Genomic DNA, 17,050 nt, shown 5'->3' on the forward strand with positions numbered 1-17,050 from the left:
AGGAGCTGCCGATCGAGGAGTCTATCCAGTTTGCATGCCCGAGGTCTCGTCCGTCCCCGCGCAATGACCGGTCTCCGGCGAGCAAATTGACAGCGGTATTGCCTCAAGGCGGCCAGTAGCCGCCGGTCGAGGTGTCGATCCAATTTGCATGGCCGAGCTCTCGTCCGCCCCCGCGCAATGGCCGGTTTCGGGCGAGCGAATTGACAGCGGTATTGCCTCAAGGCGGCCACAAGGAGACTATCGTCTGCGCCTTACCACAGGCATTCAGGCGGCGCCACCACTCCAAAAGCGGTCGTTCGCTTTCGAGAACTGGCCCGAAATCATCGGCACGCTTGATGACTGGGGTAGCTGAATCGTCCGCAGGCAATGCGGCGTGTTGTTGACGGTGAGCGACATCAAGATACGCGACGCCAACTGCTTGCATCAGAAAACTCAAACTCTCACCCCGCTCGAGTTCTCGATGCAAGCGAGATAAGGCCGTTCGGAACTCAGCTGAGCTGGGTGTCTCGCTGAAGAACCGGAAGGAAGAAGGCTTTCAACAACGGTAGTTCTGCCGTCTAGTAAGCAGGCCGCCGACATGGCAGGCAGGCGCCAACGTGAGAATTTCGTCAATTCCTCAGACCAACGAAGTGCCGCCCGTTCGGCTCTCGTGAGTGCGTCCATCGCCCTGCGCGACGACTACGATTGACCGCAACGGCGGGGCGATAATCGCGTTCGAGAGCCGCTGTAGGTCGGGGCGAGGCCTGCACATTTCAGATGATCGCGAAAACGCCGCTTCCAGCGCCTCGCAGATATCCAGCGTACGCCGATCGCCGCGAAACGGTCCGATGACCTGCAACCCGAACGGCATGCCGGCTTCGTCCTTCCCGCACGGCAAGCTTGCGGCCGGATTCGTGCACAGCGTGGTCACATAAGTCAGCGCGAGCCATCGATAGTAGTTTTCCTGCGCACGACCGCCTACGCGGCTCGCGAACATTTGCGTCCACGGGAACGGCGAAACCGGCGTGGTCGGCGCGAGTATCACGTCGTAGCGGCCGAATAGCTGCTGAAAGCGGCGCGCGATGGCCGTTTGCGCCGCGTGCGCCGAGGCCGAATCGGCGAGCGTCATCGCCGCGCCCTGCTCGTAATTGGCGCGCGTATTCGGGCCGAGCGATCCGGGATCGTTCTCATACGCCGCGCGCAGACCCGCAACGAAACTCTCGGCACGAATCACGTCGAAGGCGCGATGTGCATCAGCGAAATCCACGTCGATCGGCTCGCAAACCGCGAACATCCCGCGCATGGCCTCGAGCTTGCGGCGGAACGTGCGGCGAATATCGTCGTCGACATCGCACACGCCGAAATCTTCGGTCCAGCCCACGCGCAGGCGGCTCAAGTCGATCTCGCGCGGCGCGAGAAACGCCCCCGCATCCACCTCGTAGCTGAGCAAATCCCCGCTATCGAGGCCGGCCGTGGCCGCGAGTTGCAGGCGCGCTTCCGCCACGTTGCGCCCCATCGGCCCGACCACGGAAATGGGCGTCCAGCCCAGCAGCTTTCGTGGACTCGGCACGAGCCCCGGCGACGGCCGAAAGCCCACTACGCCACACAACGCCGCCGGAATGCGCAGTGAGCCACCCGTGTCGGAGCCGGTACACACAGGCAGCATGTCGCATGCGAGCGCCGCCGCCGAACCGCCGGACGAGCCGCCCGCGTTGCGGTTCGGATCGAACGGATTGCCCGTTGCGCCCCACACGGGGTTGCGCGTATTCGCGCCCGCGCCCAGTTCCGGCACGTTGGTCTTGCCGACGACGATCGCGCCTGCCGCCCGCAAGCGCGCTACAAGCAGATTGTCCTCGGCTGGCAAGAGATCGCGATACAGCAGCGAGCCGTGAGTGGTGAGCAAGCCCGCCGTGGCTTCGAGATCCTTGATGCCTGCGGGCAAACCATGCAGCAGACCAAGCGGCACGCCGCGCATCACAGCGTCTTCCGCCGCTTGCGCCGCGCGGCGAGCGGCGTCGAAGTCGGTGGCCGCCATGGCATTCACGTAGGGATCGAGCGCCTCGATACGCGCGATGCACGCCTCGGTGAGTTCGATCGGCGAAAGGGCCTTGCTGCCGATCATTTTGCGCAACTCGGGCGCGGGCAATTCAACGATATTCATCTTGCTAGCGATCCGAATTATCGTCGCGCGGCAGCAGGTGTGCGTAGCGTTCGATGAAACTCGCGAGTGCCGCTTCCAAGCGCGCCATTTCCGCGTCGCCCACAGGCAAACTCAGCACCACATAGCCGCGCCGGGCGATGTAAATGCCCTGCTCGATCAGATGGAAGAACAACAGGTCCTTGAACTCGTTCATCCCGGCGTCGATGTCGCGTACCGAACGCACGGGCCGCCCGGTGATCTGCACATTCATCAACGAGCCAATGCCGATAAATCGCATCGCAACGTTTGATGCCGCAAAACGCGAGTTCAGCGCTTCGCGCAATGCGTCGCCGCGCGCCGTGAGCGCACGCGCGGCCTCGGGCGTGAAGATCTGCGTGAGGCCGGTCCAGCCCGCCGCCATCGTCATCACGTTGTTGTTGAAGGTGCCCGCGTGCTGCAACGCGCCGCTCCTGCGCGGATCGAACAACGCCATGATTTCGGCACGGCCGCCGAACGCGCCGAACGACATGCCGCCGCCGATGTACTTGCCAAGCGACGTGAGATCGGGCGTGATGCCGAGTTCGGCTTGCAAGCCGCCCGGCGCAAGCCGCGAGGTCATCACTTCGTCGAACATCAACAATGCGCCATGCGCGCTCGAAAGCTCGCGCAAACCCTGCAAAAAGGCCGGTTCACCGACGATGCAACCCGACGCGCCTTGCATCGGTTCGACGAGAATCGCCGCGACTTCGTTGGCGTTTTCGTCAAGCAGACGCCGCACGCTGTCGAGATCGTTGTACTCGGCATAGAGAAACGGGTGTGGCACGTTGACAACATTCGCGCCGCGCCCGAACGTGAGCACGCCCCCGTGATAGCCGCCCACGAACACGATCACCTTGCTGCGCCGCGTGAAGGCTTTCGCGGTGGCCAGCATCATCAGGTTGGCCTCGGTGCCCGAGTTCGTGAAGCGCACCGTTTCGAGCGACGCGAAACGCTCACACACCGCTTTGGCCAGACGCGATTCGAGCAGATTGTGGCCGCTCAGATTCAGGCCGTCGTCGAGCGCCGCGTCGATAGCCGCGCGAATCTGCGGATGCGAGTGGCCGTAAATACCCGCGCTGAATTCGGCGATGAAATCGAGGTATTCGTGACCGTCCGCGTCCCACAGGCGGCAGCCCTCGCCTTTCGCCATTGCCAGTGGAAACGGCTCGTAAAACAACACCGAACGCGTGTTACCGCCGGGCATGACTTCGGTCGCGCGTTCGTAGTGCTGCGCGCTTTGCGGGTTGCGCGCGGCGAACGCGGCAGCAGCAGCGGCCAGCGCTTCGCCGACCGTCGCGGCATCGCTGCGCGCGTGGACCTGCGTTTCGGGAAGAATCGACGTCGTCATTCTGTGTATTCCTGCTTCGTTGAGCGGTGGATCTTAACTTTATTGTACGGTGAACAAGTAAATTTCGCAGCGGAGCGCGCATCAAATCGACTTTTCGCGCGCGCGGTCTTTCATCACAACCAGCGCGGGAAGCGTGAACAACGCGCTGCCCGCGAGCAGCCAACCCGCGTTCGCGCTCGCGCCCGTCGAGGCGATCGTCCACGTGGTGAGGAACGGCGAAAAGCCGCCGAGGATGGTCGCAAGCGCGCCGCCGAACGCCACGCCGGTGGAGCGCACGCGCGTCGGGAACATCTCCGCGAGCGCCGCCGGGCCCGCACCCGAATACATCGTGAACACCACGTTCATGAGCAATTGCGTCCAGAAGAACGTCATGAAACCGATGCCCGAGACAATGAACGCATAGAGCGGATACGAAAGCAGCGCGAAGAACACGCAACTCGCGAGCAGCACAGGCTTGCGGCCGATCCGGTCGGACAGCGCGCCCATGAGCGGCGCGACGATCATCACCGTGGCGAGCGAGGCCGTGCTGGTCCAGAGTGCCTGCGTGCGCGAGATATGCGCATACTTGTTCGCGAACGTGGGCATATACACCGCCACCATGTACGAACTCACGGCCCAGAAAATCACGAACGAAAACGCGTGAAACAGCGACTTCGCGAATTGCACGCCGCTCAATGTGTGAGCGCGCGCCGCCTCGCTCTCGAACGACGGCGACTCCTGCACGCGACGGCGCACGTACATACCCACCGGCCCGAGCAATGCGCCGAGAAAGAACGGAATTCGCCAACCCCACGAAGCGAGTGCGTTCGAATCGAGCGCGCTGCTAAGTATGGCCGCGACGAGCGAGCCCAGCAGCAGGCCCGCTGCGATGCTCGATTGCTGAAACGCGCCGAAGAAGCCGCGCCGGTTCGCGCCGCCCCACTCCACCAGAAACGCCGCTGCCGTGCCCCACTCGCCACCCGCCGCGAAACCCTGCACGAGACGCGCCGCCACCAGCAGCACGGGCGCCCCGATGCCGATGCTCTCGTACGTGGGCAGAAAGCCAATCGCAACAGTACTGAGCGCCATCAGGATCATGGTGGTGGCGAGCGTGATGTGGCGGCCGCGCACGTCGGCGATTCGGCCGAGCACGACACTGCCGATGGGCCGCGCGACGAAGCCCACGCCGAACACCCCGAATGAGGCCAACAACGAGGTGAATTCGTCTGTCGACGGGAAAAAGTTCTTCGCGATGATCGCCGCGAGAAAACCGTACACCCCGAAATCGAACCACTCGAGGATATAGCCGACCATACCTGCGCCGATGGCGCGCCGCTGCTCGGCTCGCAGCGTAGCGGGCGTGGTGGTATCGAAGGGAGCTGCGTGAGAGGAGCTGCTGTTCATGATCGCGTCCGGCAGAGAGACTGGAAATAGGAGTGCGTTGGCGCAGTGGCGAGCATCAGAACTTGTGGCGAATGCCCACGCGCACGGCAAGCTGTTTGTCGTTGCCCGAGATCGGCAGCGTCACGAGCACAGCGCGCGCGCCGCCGTTGGCCTTGTCGTAGTTCGCGCTCAAGTACACATCGGTACGCTTCGAAAGCAGATAGTCGAGCACCGCGTTGAATTCGTTCCACTGATACGGCGACATCTTCGAGTAACCGTAGCCGCCCGCAAGCACAAGATCCGGCCGCAGATTGCCGTGCACGATCACGTTAAAGCTTTGCATCGTCGAGGCGTTCGCGCCCTTTTCGTAGCGCGTATTCGTGTACAAGCCCGAGAGGCCGACGATGCCGAAATCGTACGACGCGCCCAGGCCGGCCGTGCGATAGCGATCGACCACCACGGCTTGCGACGAGAACGCCACGTTCGTGCCGAGGAAGCTGCCCACACCAAGGCTGCTGCCGGGCGTGACCGTGTAGTCGTGAATGCTGGTGGTCGCCGCACCGATGCTGAACGGCCCATGCTCGTAGGTCGCGCTCAGGCTGTACGCCACGCCGTAGTTGTTCGCCGTGGCGGTGAGCGAATTGAAAGCGTATTGCGCGGAGAAACGCAGGCCGCGCACGGTCGGGCTCACGTAGGTCACGACGTTGTTGAGCCAGTTGCCGGAGATGCGGTCGTGGTCGCCCGCGTCGAACGCGTAAATTCCGGACCAGTAGCCCGAGTGGTAGCGGATCAGCGTGGTCGTCATCTGGTCGTAGGTGCGGCCGAGGGAGAACGTGCCGAAGCGGTCGCTTTGCAGCCCAATATATGCCTGACGTCCGAATTCCAGGCCGCCCTGACGCGACGCGCCCGTGTTGGGATTGAAGCCGCCTTCGAGATTGAAGATAGCCTTCAGGCCGCCGCCCAGGTCTTCCGCGCCGCGAAAACCAAAGCGGTCGCCCTGGCTGATGCTGTCGTCCATGCGATACGCGTGATGGCCGCCCTGATTCGACACGAATGTGAGCCCGTCGTCGATCACGCCGTACAACGTGACCGACGATTGCGCGTGCGCAGCGGCGCTCGCCGCCATCAGGCCTATTGCGCTCCCCAACAGTTTCCATTTCATAACGATCTCCGATACCCGTCGTGTGAATGTCGCGGCTGAACGTTGCCAGCCGCTCATCTGTCCTTCGAACATTGTTTTGTTGTTCAGTGAACAAGACAGGGTTATATGGCGATCAAAATGGAAACGCAACCAGGAAAAAAACGGAGATGCGTCTGGCGTCGCGGTGAAGAGACAGTTGTGCGGTATACAATGAAAGCTTGTCCGACCCGGCCCTACTTGACCTCACTGGCCAGGGTGGCGCACTGGGCGCTTCATCGAATAACGGATCACATGTGAAGAAAGCTATTACTGCAAAGGAAGCCGCAGCAAAAACGACGAAGACGGCGGCGAAAGCCACGGCAAACGGCACGGCAAACGGCACGGCCCATTCAACGACATCGCCGGCTAAAACGTCAGTCAAATCGGCGGCTAAAACGTCAGCCAAAGCATCGGCGGGAACGCCCGCGAAACGCACCAGCAGCACGACCAGAAAGAAAGCGGCACCTGCCAACAAGGCGCTTACGCGCGAGCGCATCGTCGCGGTGGCGATCGAGCAGATCGACCAGAACGGCCTCACGGCCTTCAGCCTGCGCGAAGTGGCGCGCCAGCTCGACGTCTATCCCACCGCCGTGTATTGGCACGTGCCCAATCGCGACGCACTGCTCGCCGCCGTGGTCGAAGCGACCATGGCGGGCGTCACGCCCGAAATCGGCAAGCTCAGCTGGCAGGATTGGTTTCGCGAGTTGTTCCGCCGCTACCGCAAGTCGGTGCAGCAGCATCCGAATGTGGCGCAACTCGTGGGCGCGCAACTCGTGTCGAACGCCAGTCTGAGCCCGCTGCTAATCGACCGCATCCTCGCAGTGCTATTGCAGGCGGGCTGCGACGAAGCGCGCCTCGTCGACATGTACAACGTGGCGGTCGCGAGCATGGTCGGCTTCGCCACGCTCGAATTCGCGCCGCTGCCCACCGACGATCTCGCGATCTGGACCAACCAGTTGCAGGAGAAAGTTCACGATATTCGCGCGCTCGAATACCCGACACTCGCGCGTCATCTCCCCGCGCTCGCGAATCGCGCGTTTATCGTGCGCTGGCAAAGCGGCAGCGAGGTGCCGCTCGATTCGAGCTTCGACACCTTCGTGGAAGTCACCATCGCGGGCATGGAACGCATGCTCGCGCAGTGAGTTGGGGATCGAGCCGCGTCAAACGAACGTCAGCAGACGGCGAGGATTGCGCGTAAGCAGCGTGTCGATTTCGTCCTGTGTGAAGCCGCGCCGCAGCATGCGCGGCACGATATTGGCGAAAATGTGCTGATAGCCGTGGCCGCCGTAACGACCCAGGCGCGTGCGCGTGCAGATGTCATGGCTGATCAGCACGCGCTCCGCGTGACCATGGTCGAACAGCGAGCGCACCATGCGCAGGCGCGCGCCGTCGTTGGGCATGTCGATGTCGGACATCGGATACGCGCTCTGCTCCCAGCCGAACAGGTCGAATTCGATCACGCAGCCCGAGTCAGCGAGACGCAGCAGACGCTCGTCGTCGAAAATCGTGCGGTCGATATGGCTGATGATCACGCGCTCCAGCGGAAAGCCCAAACGCCGGATCGTATCGACGAGCTCCTGCGGCTGATCGGCGTGGCGTCCCGGATGAAGGTTGAGCGCCGCGCCGGTTTCCTGCTGCGCGAGCAGCGCGCCATGCACAACGCGCTTTTCCTGATCCGTCCACGGCGACTGGCAGCCTATCTCGCCGATCATGCCCGCGCGCACCGCCGTGCCCCACGCGCCTTCCGTGATCTGCCCGATCATCTCGCGCGCGAAGTCGTCGACGCTGCGCTGCGCGTTTGCCGGGTCCTGATACTCGTGCACGTAATGGCCGCAACCCATCACCACCTGCACGCCCGTTTCGCACGCAATCTGCGCGAGTCCTTCGGGATCGGGCTTTAGCCCGCCCGTAGTCAAATCGACAATGGCAGCGCCGCCCGCCGCGCGAAATTCCGCCAGTTCCTCGATCGCCACGTCCTTCTGGTCGAGCCGATAGTTCTTCAGCGACGGCACCTGCCCGTAGTTGATCTTCCAGCAATTGCAAATGTCGATGTCGGTCTGATCGTGATCCGCGTCTTCGGCAAGGCGCGGCGGCACGAGGTCGATCAGCAGATGCTCGTGCATCAGCGTGGGACCGAGTTCGTCGGGCTCGATCAGACCGAGCACGGTCTGAATGCGACCCTTCCGTGAAAGAGGTTCGTTCATGTTGCGGCGTCCATGAGAGCGGCGGAAGCGGCGAGCGTGAACTGGTACAGGCTCACGTTATCCCCAGGTTGATGCGTCCGCCAAGCGGGAATAGATTTCATTGTACGCTGAACAACAAAAAACTGTTCTTCGGTCAAAAAAATTTCGCCGAAGCAACTTTTCCCGGAGACGACACCCATGAGCAAACCGAAAGTCATCGTGACCATCGCGCCAACGGGCGGCATGGCGAGCAAGAAGCAGAATCCGCACTTGCCCACGCAACCGGACGAAATCGCGCGCGACGTGTACGACTGCTTCAACGCGGGCGCGAGCGTCGTGGCGATCCACGCGCGCCGGCCCGACGACGGCGCGACCTGCAATCCCGCGATCTATCGCGACATCAACGCCCGCATTCGCGCGCAATGCGACATCGTCATCAACAACTCGACGGGTGGCGGCGTGCACGGCGACATGATCGCGCAGGCGCCCAACGGCTATTGGGAGATTCTCTGGGAGGAACGGCTGAAGGGACTCGAAGCGGGCGCAGAAATGTGCACGCTCGACGCGACCACCATCATTGCGAGTTTCGATGACAAGGAACTGCTCATGCATACATCGCCGCAGCGCTCGAAGCAGCTCGCGGCAGAAATGAAAAAGCGCGGCATCAAACCCGAGTGGGAAGTTTTCAGCCCGACGCATATCGCGCAGGACGTGGCGACGCTCACGGCCGCCGGTTTCGACACGGAACCGTTCTTCGTCAACATCGTGCTGGGCGCGCATCGTGGCTTTCAGAACGCCATGCCGTATACGCCGCGCGTCTTGCAGTCGATGGTGGATCTACTGCCGAAAGGCAGTATCTTTTGCGTGAGTGGCATTGGCCCGGCGCAACTGCCTTCGGCGATGAATTCGCTCCTGCTTGGCGGCCACGTGCGCGTGGGTCTCGAAGACAATCTGTACTACGGTCCCGGCGAACTCGCCACGAACGTGCAACTCACCGAGCGCATCGTGCGGCTCGTACGCGAGATGGGTTACGAGCCGGCCACGCCGGCGGAGGCTCGCGACATCATCGGCTTGAGACCAGGCTCTCATTTGCATCTCTGATCGCAAATGTCGGCCTAGGCGCCTTAGATATAGATCCGGAAAATTCGCAGGAACCCGATTTATCGGTGCTCAGTCCGCTCATCGCTCCGACTAATGGTCCGTCCGGTTTGTGTGGAGATCTAACTCCGCCTTTCTCTCCCTTGACACCGTCGATCACGAGATGTCGTTCGGTAAGCGCCATTCGTATTCGCTCAGACAGGGGCATTCGGACGTCTGCTTCGCTCTAGAGGACGAAACCGCTCGCGCGGTAATGGGGCTCCGGTTGAGCTCTGGTGGCAGGTGAGAGGAAACCGACTCTGTTTCCATGTTGGGTACGAGGCAATCCGCCTCGTTCCTCAACAGGAGCAGAGCCATGACTCACACCAGCCAGGATATCAGTCCGCTGCGCCAGCACATGATCGACGACATGCGCATGCGCAAGCTCGCACCGCAGACGCAGGCCGGCTATGTCCGCGTGGTCCGTCAGTTCGCCGCTTTCCTCGGGCGCCCGCCCGACACCGCCACCGTCGAGGACCTGCGGCGCTACCAGCTGCATCTGGTCGACCACGGCATCTCGCCCGTGTCGCTGAATGCCGCCATCACCGGACTGAAGTTCTTCTTCGAGATCACGCTCAACCAGCCCGGGCTGATGGCGAGGATGCAGCCGGTGCGCGTGCCCCGCACGCTACCGGTCGTGCTCAGCCCTGACGAGGTGGCCCGCCTGATCGCCGCCGCCGGCAACCTGAAGCACCAGACGGCATTGTCGGTCGCCTACGGTGCCGGGCTGCGTGCGAGCGAAGTGGTGGCGCTGAAGGTCGGCGACGTCGACAGCCAGCGCATGACGCTGCGCATCGAGCAGGGCAAGGGCCGCCGCGACCGCTACGCGATGCTCTCGCCGGTCCTGCTCGAGCGCCTGCGTGTCTGGTGGCGCGTGGCCCATGCGCAGGGTCGCATGCTCGAAGGCGGCTGGCTGTTTCCCGGCCTCGATCCGGTGGACCCGCTCAGCACGCGGCAACTGAACCGCGCCATCCATGCCGCCGCAGAAGAGGCACACCTCGGCAAGCGCGTATCCATGCATACGCTGCGTCATAGTTTCGCGACACACCTGCTCGAACAGAAGGAGGATATCCGTGTGATCCAGGTGCTGCTGGGGCACAAGAAGCTCGAGACCACCTCACTCTATACCCAGGTGGCCACCGACCTGCTGCGCAAGGTGATCAGCCCGCTGGACCGCCTGCCTTCCGAGTAGGCCAGCACCGCGCGGAGCGCCCCGTGCTGGAGGTCGCGGACATCTTCCGCGTCCACGGGCCAGCGTGGCGACAGACTGTACCGCTGAGCCTGGGACAGCTGAAGGTCATGTCGGCCATCGAACAGTGCCGCACCGCGGCGCTGGGTGGACATGTGTTGCGCTGTTCCGGCTGCGCAAAGCTGGAGATCTCCTATGACTCGTGTCGCAATCGCCATTGTCCGAAGTGCCAGGCGAGCGCCGCACACCGGTGGCTCGAGGCACGTCAGGCCGACCTGCTGCCCGTGGAGTATTACCACGTGGTCTTCACGCTGCCCGCCACGATCAGCGCGATCGCCTGGTACAACAAGGCGGTGATCTACGGCCTGCTGTTCGATGTTGCCGCCGAGACCCTGCGTACCATCGCAGCCGATCCGAAGCATCTGGGCGCGCAGACTGGCGCGACGCTGGTGCTCCATACGTGGGGCTCGGCACTCACACACCATCCCCACGTCCACGGCATCGTCCCCGGTGGTGGCCTGTCACCCGACGGTGAGCGGTGGGTCGCCTGCCGGCCCGGCTTCTTCCTGCCCGTGCGCGTGCTCTCACGGCTGTTCCGGCGACGTTTCCTGGAAGAACTCGCTGCAGTGCATCGTCGTGGCCAGTTGCGGTTCTTCGGCGAGTACGCCGCGCTCGCCGATCCTGCCGTCTTCGCCCAGTGGCTCGCGCCGCTACGCGCATGTGAATGGGTCGTGTATGCGAAGCGCCCGTTCGCGGGACCCGAGGCCGTGCTCGCCTACCTGTCACGCTACACGCATCGCGTGGCCATCTCCAACCAGCGGCTCGTTGCGCTCGATGAACGCGGCGTGACCTTCCGCTGGAAGGACTATCGCGCGAAGGGGCGCACCCGCTACAAGACCATGACCCTGGGCGCGCACGAGTTCATGCGCCGCTTTCTGCTGCACGTGCTGCCCGGCGGCTTCCACCGCATCCGCCACTATGGCCTGCTGGCCAATCCCGTGCGCCGGGCCAATCTCGCGAAGGTGCGCGAGTTGCTGCACGTCGTCCCCACACCCCGCACGCAACCCGACGACACCGGTCCCGCTGTGCGCCCCGCCTTCATCTGCCGGCACTGCGGCGCGCCGATGATCGTCATCGAGATCCTCCAGCGCAGCCCACCGATCCGCGCACCACCTGTACAGCGAGCAGCAGCATGAGCACAGGTGTTTCGACACGTTCAAGACGACCGTCGGCTCTCCGGCAACGGGACCCGATAGCGAACGCTTGCGTCCCTCACAGCCACCACGCGGCCGTGCGCCCCGCCTCCCGTCACAAACCCGGGCCGCACAGCCCCGCCAACGTGCATCCCGTCGACATCAACCCGCTTTGCCCCAGCGCTCCGTCACTCCAACGCCGCACCCGACCTCTTCAATCCCCATAGCGCTAAACGTTCCGGCCACGCCGGAACACTCCGCGGTTTCCTCCATCGGGATTTGTACGACGCCTGCCCGCATGCGCCTGTGGCCCGCGCTCATGTCCGTGGTCGAGGGCAGGCATCCTACAAATCTAAACAATATAAGACGTTCGGCTGTAACGATGTGACTGGCCGCAAAGGGTGGCGGATTCAACCGGTCGATGCAACACACTAGAGTCTGCGTAGGCAGTGGAGGTGTTGCAATGAAACAGAGGCCGAGGATCTACTATTCTGAGAGTCAGAAGGCACTGATGTGGGACCGCTGGCGCAAAGGCGAAACAATTCATCAGATTGCCAAACTGTTCGATCGGGGCCACTCTTCAATACAGCGGATACTCGCGGAGGCCGGCGGCATCGAGCCACCGCAAAGGCATCGCGCACTGAAGGCATTGACGCTTGCCGAACGCGAGGAAATTTCTCGCTGCCTGGTAGCCCGCTTGTCGATTCGGTCTATTGCAGCCAGGCTGGGACGTGCTCCTTCCACGATCAGCCGCGAGCTGCAGCGCAACGGAGGCATGCAAGATTACCGAGCGAGTCAGGCGGAGGCGCTCGCTGGGATCGGGCACGTCGCCGAAGGTTTGCAAATTGGTGGGAAACCAGACGCTGGCGCGAGTCGTCGCTGCAAAGCTGAAGCTGCAGTGGTCTCCTGAGCAGATTTCTGAGTGAGCTCAAGCATGTATATGCCGTCAACAAGGACCATCTGGTGTCACACGAGACGATCTATCGGAGCCTTTATATTCAAGCTCGCGGCGCCCTGAAAAGGGAATTGCTTGAACACTTGCGACGCTCTCGAGTCATGCGCCGGTCCCGGCATCACACATTGAAAACTGAAGACCGCACGAACATTCGCGACGCTGTATCGATCAGCGAACGCCCCGCTACAGCGGAGGATCGCGCAATACCCGGACACTGGGAAGGCGACTTGCTGTTTGGCAACGCTACGAGCCAGATTGCAACTCTCGTCGAACGTCAAAGTCGATTCGTGATGCTGGTAAAGGTAGCCAGCAAGGACTCTGAGGCTGTGGTCAACGCGCTGATACGACACGCCAGCAAGTTACCTCGGGAACTATATAAATCACTGACTTGGGACAGGGGCTCGGAAATGGCCGATCACAATCGCTTTACCGTGGCTACCGACATCAAGGTCTATTTCTGCGATCCACAGCATCCCTGGCAACGCGGCTCGAACGAAAACACGAATGGGCTTCTGAGGCAGTACTTCCCTAAGGGCACCGATCTCTCCGTCTATTCACAGGCTAGACTTGATGTCGTTGCCAGGCGGCTCAACGAACGTCCCCGAAAAACACTAAACTTCGACACACCGGCTGAGCGATTTCATCAAACCGTTGCATCGACCGGTTGAATCCGCCACCGGCTACGGTCCGTTGCGCGATGTGCGGATTGAGAGTCTTGCCGCGCGTCGGCATCGGGCAGAGTTCGGCCATGAAGAGACGTTCGACACAGGTTTCTGATTTGTCGACAATTCGTGACCGTAAACAACCTTCGACGGAAGAGCTGGGATGCTGCTGCGCCCGACAGAAATCCGGATTGAATCAACCAGGCTCTTGATCAAACCGTTCTCGGCCAACGACGCGGATGCCACGTTCTCATGTATAACCCCTTCGCTCACCCGTTACATGGCGTGGGAGCCGCCGGCATCCCGGCATGACTTCGATCGAGTTTGGCGGTCCTGGATACCGTCAATAAACGACGGGTCGGACTATGTATTTGCGATCCGGCAACGCGCTGACGGGAGTTTCCTTGGGCTGACCGGCCTTCACCGCGTACGCACCGAGAGCCCGGAACTCGGCATCTGGATTCGTGAAGATCGTCATCGAAATGGTTTTGGTCGCGAGGCCGTAACCTTGGTGGCACACTGGGCAACGCGAACCATTGGCTGTGCCAGTTTCACCTATCCGGTTGCCGAACAGAACCGCGCCAGCCGGCGCATCGCCGAATCGTTGGGCGGCGTCATTGTGGATAGCCGCGTGACACCAAAGTACATATCCGTCGTTTACCGAATTCCTCGCCCGCCAGTCATGCGCGAGGTATAAGCGGTTCGGCCCACAAACTGACATCCGCCGGCCAGGTGCGGTCACTCGCCCATCCCCTGGAGCCGTCACTGGAAGGGCTGGTTTGCTCTGAAACCTGCCAGATAGCTTGCGAGTGCATTTCGGCCTTTACGGTTGTTAGCGCTAAGTGGAGCGCCGCGTGCCGCGAACGGCCGCTTCCGCGAAAAGCTCGGAACCGGAGTCGGCCACGCCCAACTCCCAACCCAACGGCACCTTTCACGTAATACCGCTCTTCTACTTGTTCGCGTCGCTATCGTGCTTTGACCGGCATCTCTCGACGTTAGCGCGATCCAGCGAATGCCGGAAAAGTGCGAGTTGTACCGCGTAGTAGTAGACGCGCGCGATGCTCGATGAGGACCAAAGCCGCGCATCGCAGTTGAACCGGTTTCGTGTGCATGGCCTCTGCCACAGCACATCATAGAACTACAGAAAAACGGGCAACAAGACCATGTCTTCTATCAGCGCCGTCGTCACGCTTAGACCTATCCGATTTGCGTTTCTTGTCAGACCCGACGACGCGAAACGGGTGCATGAGATATTCAAAGTCAATACTTGCTTGTGGGGTGGGAAATTTAACCCCATCATCCCGTTCTTCCGGCATGTTCCAAAATGGTGGGATCGGCACGGCAATAGTTTCGAGTCTGCATTGCAGATCATCAATGGATATCTAGATTCTTTCGAGCCTGATTTCCTTGTCGAAGCAGAACCAGGTTTAGCCGATGGGCTAGGGTTCAATAAAGATCGAGTGATGCAACTTGCTAGATTACTGAGCCAAGAAAGGGAGCGGTACGGCGGACAAGGCCTGGACGTATTCGATCTATATCGTGATCTGTATAAGAAAGAATTTCAGTTCGTAAGACGCAACGAGCATGACATCGTAGACGTAGTTCCGCAGGAGGAAGCATTTAAGGCTTTTTGCGCATCTCTGTTTGGGGGCTTCCCGGAAGAGGAAGGGTTCAAGTACTTCGCTGCCGGATTTACTGACGCGTTCGCGCCGAAGAAGATCAATTTGACACCGGAGACGCTTGTTGAACTTTACAGGTCGAGGTTCACTTCAGCCTTGCGTATTGGACATTCGACGATCGAGGTAAATTATCATGATCACAGCGATCCTGCGATTTTCGTCCTGGATGCGAAAAACCCGAAAGACCTGATCGATTACTGGAATTTGCGGGGGTTCAAGCACGATGTACTGCCCGTTCCAGTGCAATGGCTTGACCGTATGTCGCCATTCTGCAAAGAGCTAATAGAGCTGAACCACCGACCGTTGCCAGGCAACCCGAACGGCGTGATGATACGCGTGACGGTAATGTTTTCTCGGTCCATCCCGACTGCTGACATTGAGGGCTTATACGCTAGGCATTTGCGTGTTGATCAGGAGGGCGCGAATGTGCGTCAGGATTGGTATCCGCCGATATGGCGACCTACTCCAGGCTTTTCCGTTCGACGAACTCGGCCCACGTTATCGGCTGGCGAACAGCGCTTCGATATGCAGATCGACGGCGACAAACCCGAAATTCGATTCGATACGCTACATCCAGAATTCGCTGCACAATACGGTGGCGGGGAGTACAGATGGGCAAATGTGGTCAAGTTGGAAGACTGGTCCGGCAAAGCTCACGTGGCGACGGTCTTCCCCTCCAATTATAGAGACCCGAAGGTTCCGAAATTCGGCTCTCCTCGCGGAGAGATACTACCTACCACAGAAGGATTCGTTTATTTTTCGCAGTTTAAGAACATACCGAACGTTTGGCGGTTGGATGATGGAACGACGGCAATTCGAGAATGGCTCAAAACGTACGGTATAGATGCCGAATTATCGGACGCCGGACGTTCAACGCAACAGATAATTCAAACGCTGGGCGGCTTCTGGGGCCTTTCGAGCTTCGCGCACGCGGAAATTGTCAAGCTCCTTAACAAAGTCTCGCGTCGGCCAGTTTCACCATCAATTCAGCACCAAGAATTTAAGAACAAGATTGAACGAGCTGTTAAGGGAAACACTGGGAGGCACGATAATTTCGAAACGCTGGTGGAGCGTGGTGCAGTCGAGCTTGGTCTGGAGTTGAAATGTTCGAAGTGCGGAAGTTGGGGGTGGCATCCGCTAAGGGAACTAAACCACGAGGTCGCTTGCAGTTTATGCCTGAGGCAGTTTAGGTTTCCGATTGTGGAGCCGAGTTCAAATCAAAATTCCCGGTGGGCGTATCGGCTTGTGGGACCTTTCGCATTGCCAGACTTTGCGAAAGGTGGGTACGCGGCCTCCCTGACGATCCGTTTTTTTTCGAGAATTTTCGGTGGGCATGAAACCGGGCTCACGTGGTCTGCTGGACAGATACTGCACCTTGCGCCTTCAGACAGAGTGGAGGCAGACGTCATTCTTTGGCATCAACGCAAGGCCTTCATGGGACCCAACTACCAGTCCGAACTAGTATTCGGGGAGGCAAAGAGTTTCCGGGGTGAAAATGCCGAAGAGAGGCGTTCTATTGCGGACGCTTTTCAACAAGAGGACGTGGACCGAATGAAAAGATTGGCGTCCCGGTTTCCGGGTGCCATCCTCGTCTTCTCAACTATGAAGGAAGCAAGTGATCTCTCTGCGAACGAAATCGACCGAATAAAAAAGCTTGCCGAATGGGGCCGTACATATATCCGCGAACGACGACAGACAAGGGCCCCAGTGATCGTGCTGACCGGCACCGAATTGTTTGCCTCGTTTTCACTTTCGGAAGCTTGGCGAGCGACCGGTGGACGACACGCTGCGATCGCAGAAAGTTTGTTAGGTCGTAGCGATAAACTGAGGGTACTCGCTGACATGACACAGCAGCTGTACTTGGGCATGCAATCGTACGGCGAGTGGCACCGAGCGAAATGGGAAAGGCGTAGGCTGCTACGTGAGCGTAGAGTGGCGGCTGCTGGCGACAATCCTGTTTGAGAGTTTTCAGTCATACTCTTCGGCATGTATTCTGTTGCCCCG

General features: G+C 60.7%; 11 protein-coding genes and 1 pseudogene. 7 read left to right on the forward strand and 5 right to left on the reverse strand.

Annotation, left to right across the window (positions count from 1 at the left end; genetic code table 11):
* Positions 1-616 precede the first annotated feature (616 nt).
* The 4 genes from BGRAMDRAFT_RS20035 to BGRAMDRAFT_RS20050 form a co-directional block, all read right to left on the reverse strand.
* Positions 617-2,140 (reverse strand): amidase, encoded by a 1,524-nt coding sequence (locus BGRAMDRAFT_RS20035; RefSeq protein ID WP_006050634.1) that lies wholly within the window; start codon positions 2,138-2,140, stop codon positions 617-619.
* A 4-nt stretch (positions 2,141-2,144) separates the two neighbouring features.
* On the reverse strand, positions 2,145-3,506 hold the full coding sequence (locus BGRAMDRAFT_RS20040) for an aspartate aminotransferase family protein (RefSeq protein ID WP_006050635.1): 1,362 nt from the start codon (positions 3,504-3,506) through the stop codon (positions 2,145-2,147).
* Between the two features lie 81 nt (positions 3,507-3,587).
* Positions 3,588-4,889, reverse strand: a complete 1,302-nt coding sequence (locus BGRAMDRAFT_RS20045; RefSeq protein ID WP_006050636.1) for an MFS transporter — start codon at positions 4,887-4,889, stop codon at positions 3,588-3,590.
* A 55-nt stretch (positions 4,890-4,944) separates the two neighbouring features.
* Positions 4,945-6,030, reverse strand: a complete 1,086-nt coding sequence (locus BGRAMDRAFT_RS20050; RefSeq protein ID WP_006050637.1) for a porin — start codon at positions 6,028-6,030, stop codon at positions 4,945-4,947.
* Positions 6,031-6,302: 272 nt separating this feature from the next.
* Here BGRAMDRAFT_RS20050 and BGRAMDRAFT_RS20055 point away from each other — a divergent pair, with 272 nt between their 5' ends.
* Positions 6,303-7,190 (forward strand): TetR/AcrR family transcriptional regulator, encoded by an 888-nt coding sequence (locus tag BGRAMDRAFT_RS20055; protein WP_006050638.1) that lies wholly within the window; start codon positions 6,303-6,305, stop codon positions 7,188-7,190.
* An 18-nt stretch (positions 7,191-7,208) separates the two neighbouring features.
* Here the strand turns inward: BGRAMDRAFT_RS20055 and BGRAMDRAFT_RS20060 are convergent, their stop codons facing one another.
* Entirely contained in the window at positions 7,209-8,252 is a 1,044-nt protein-coding gene (locus tag BGRAMDRAFT_RS20060; protein WP_006050639.1) for a phosphotriesterase family protein, read from the reverse strand.
* 177 nt (positions 8,253-8,429) lie between these two features.
* Between BGRAMDRAFT_RS20060 and BGRAMDRAFT_RS20070 the strand changes: the two genes are divergently transcribed.
* From BGRAMDRAFT_RS20070 to BGRAMDRAFT_RS20095, 6 genes and pseudogenes are all read left to right on the forward strand, one after another.
* Positions 8,430-9,332 (forward strand): beta-keto acid cleavage family enzyme, encoded by a 903-nt coding sequence (locus tag BGRAMDRAFT_RS20070; RefSeq protein ID WP_006050640.1) that lies wholly within the window; start codon positions 8,430-8,432, stop codon positions 9,330-9,332.
* Between the two features lie 352 nt (positions 9,333-9,684).
* Positions 9,685-10,560, forward strand: a complete 876-nt coding sequence (locus tag BGRAMDRAFT_RS20075) for a tyrosine-type recombinase/integrase (RefSeq protein WP_006050641.1) — start codon at positions 9,685-9,687, stop codon at positions 10,558-10,560.
* A 23-nt stretch (positions 10,561-10,583) separates the two neighbouring features.
* On the forward strand, positions 10,584-11,753 hold the full coding sequence (locus BGRAMDRAFT_RS20080; protein WP_006050642.1) for an IS91 family transposase: 1,170 nt from the start codon (positions 10,584-10,586) through the stop codon (positions 11,751-11,753).
* A 460-nt stretch (positions 11,754-12,213) separates the two neighbouring features.
* Positions 12,214-13,373 (forward strand): annotated as a pseudogene (locus BGRAMDRAFT_RS20085) (IS30 family transposase).
* A gap of 157 nt (positions 13,374-13,530) precedes the next feature.
* The gene (locus tag BGRAMDRAFT_RS20090) at positions 13,531-14,064 is read left to right on the forward strand and encodes a GNAT family N-acetyltransferase (RefSeq protein WP_044021472.1); all 534 of its coding nucleotides are present in this window, start codon (positions 13,531-13,533) and stop codon (positions 14,062-14,064) included.
* A 466-nt stretch (positions 14,065-14,530) separates the two neighbouring features.
* Entirely contained in the window at positions 14,531-17,008 is a 2,478-nt protein-coding gene (locus tag BGRAMDRAFT_RS20095; protein ID WP_006050645.1) for a hypothetical protein, read from the forward strand.
* Positions 17,009-17,050: the final 42 nt, after the last annotated feature.

Origin of the sequence: Paraburkholderia graminis C4D1M (genome assembly GCF_000172415.1) — a bacterium.
GTDB classification, from domain to species: Bacteria; Pseudomonadota; Gammaproteobacteria; order Burkholderiales; family Burkholderiaceae; genus Paraburkholderia; species Paraburkholderia graminis.

What these genes read in the sequence shown, in the direction of transcription:
- BGRAMDRAFT_RS20035 (WP_006050634.1), bottom strand. Translation starts at nt 2,140, where the DNA reads ATGAATATCGTTGAATTGCCCGCGCCCGAGTTGCGCAAAATGATCGGC.
- BGRAMDRAFT_RS20040 (WP_006050635.1), bottom strand. Translation starts at nt 3,506, where the DNA reads ATGACGACGTCGATTCTTCCCGAAACGCAGGTCCACGCGCGCAGCGAT.
- BGRAMDRAFT_RS20045 (WP_006050636.1), bottom strand. Translation starts at nt 4,889, where the DNA reads ATGAACAGCAGCTCCTCTCACGCAGCTCCCTTCGATACCACCACGCCC.
- BGRAMDRAFT_RS20050 (WP_006050637.1), bottom strand. Translation starts at nt 6,030, where the DNA reads ATGAAATGGAAACTGTTGGGGAGCGCAATAGGCCTGATGGCGGCGAGC.
- BGRAMDRAFT_RS20060 (WP_006050639.1), bottom strand. Translation starts at nt 8,252, where the DNA reads ATGAACGAACCTCTTTCACGGAAGGGTCGCATTCAGACCGTGCTCGGT.
- BGRAMDRAFT_RS20070 (WP_006050640.1), top strand. Translation starts at nt 8,430, where the DNA reads ATGAGCAAACCGAAAGTCATCGTGACCATCGCGCCAACGGGCGGCATG.
- BGRAMDRAFT_RS20075 (WP_006050641.1), top strand. Translation starts at nt 9,685, where the DNA reads ATGACTCACACCAGCCAGGATATCAGTCCGCTGCGCCAGCACATGATC.
- BGRAMDRAFT_RS20090 (WP_044021472.1), top strand. Translation starts at nt 13,531, where the DNA reads ATGCTGCTGCGCCCGACAGAAATCCGGATTGAATCAACCAGGCTCTTG.
- BGRAMDRAFT_RS20095 (WP_006050645.1), top strand. Translation starts at nt 14,531, where the DNA reads ATGTCTTCTATCAGCGCCGTCGTCACGCTTAGACCTATCCGATTTGCG.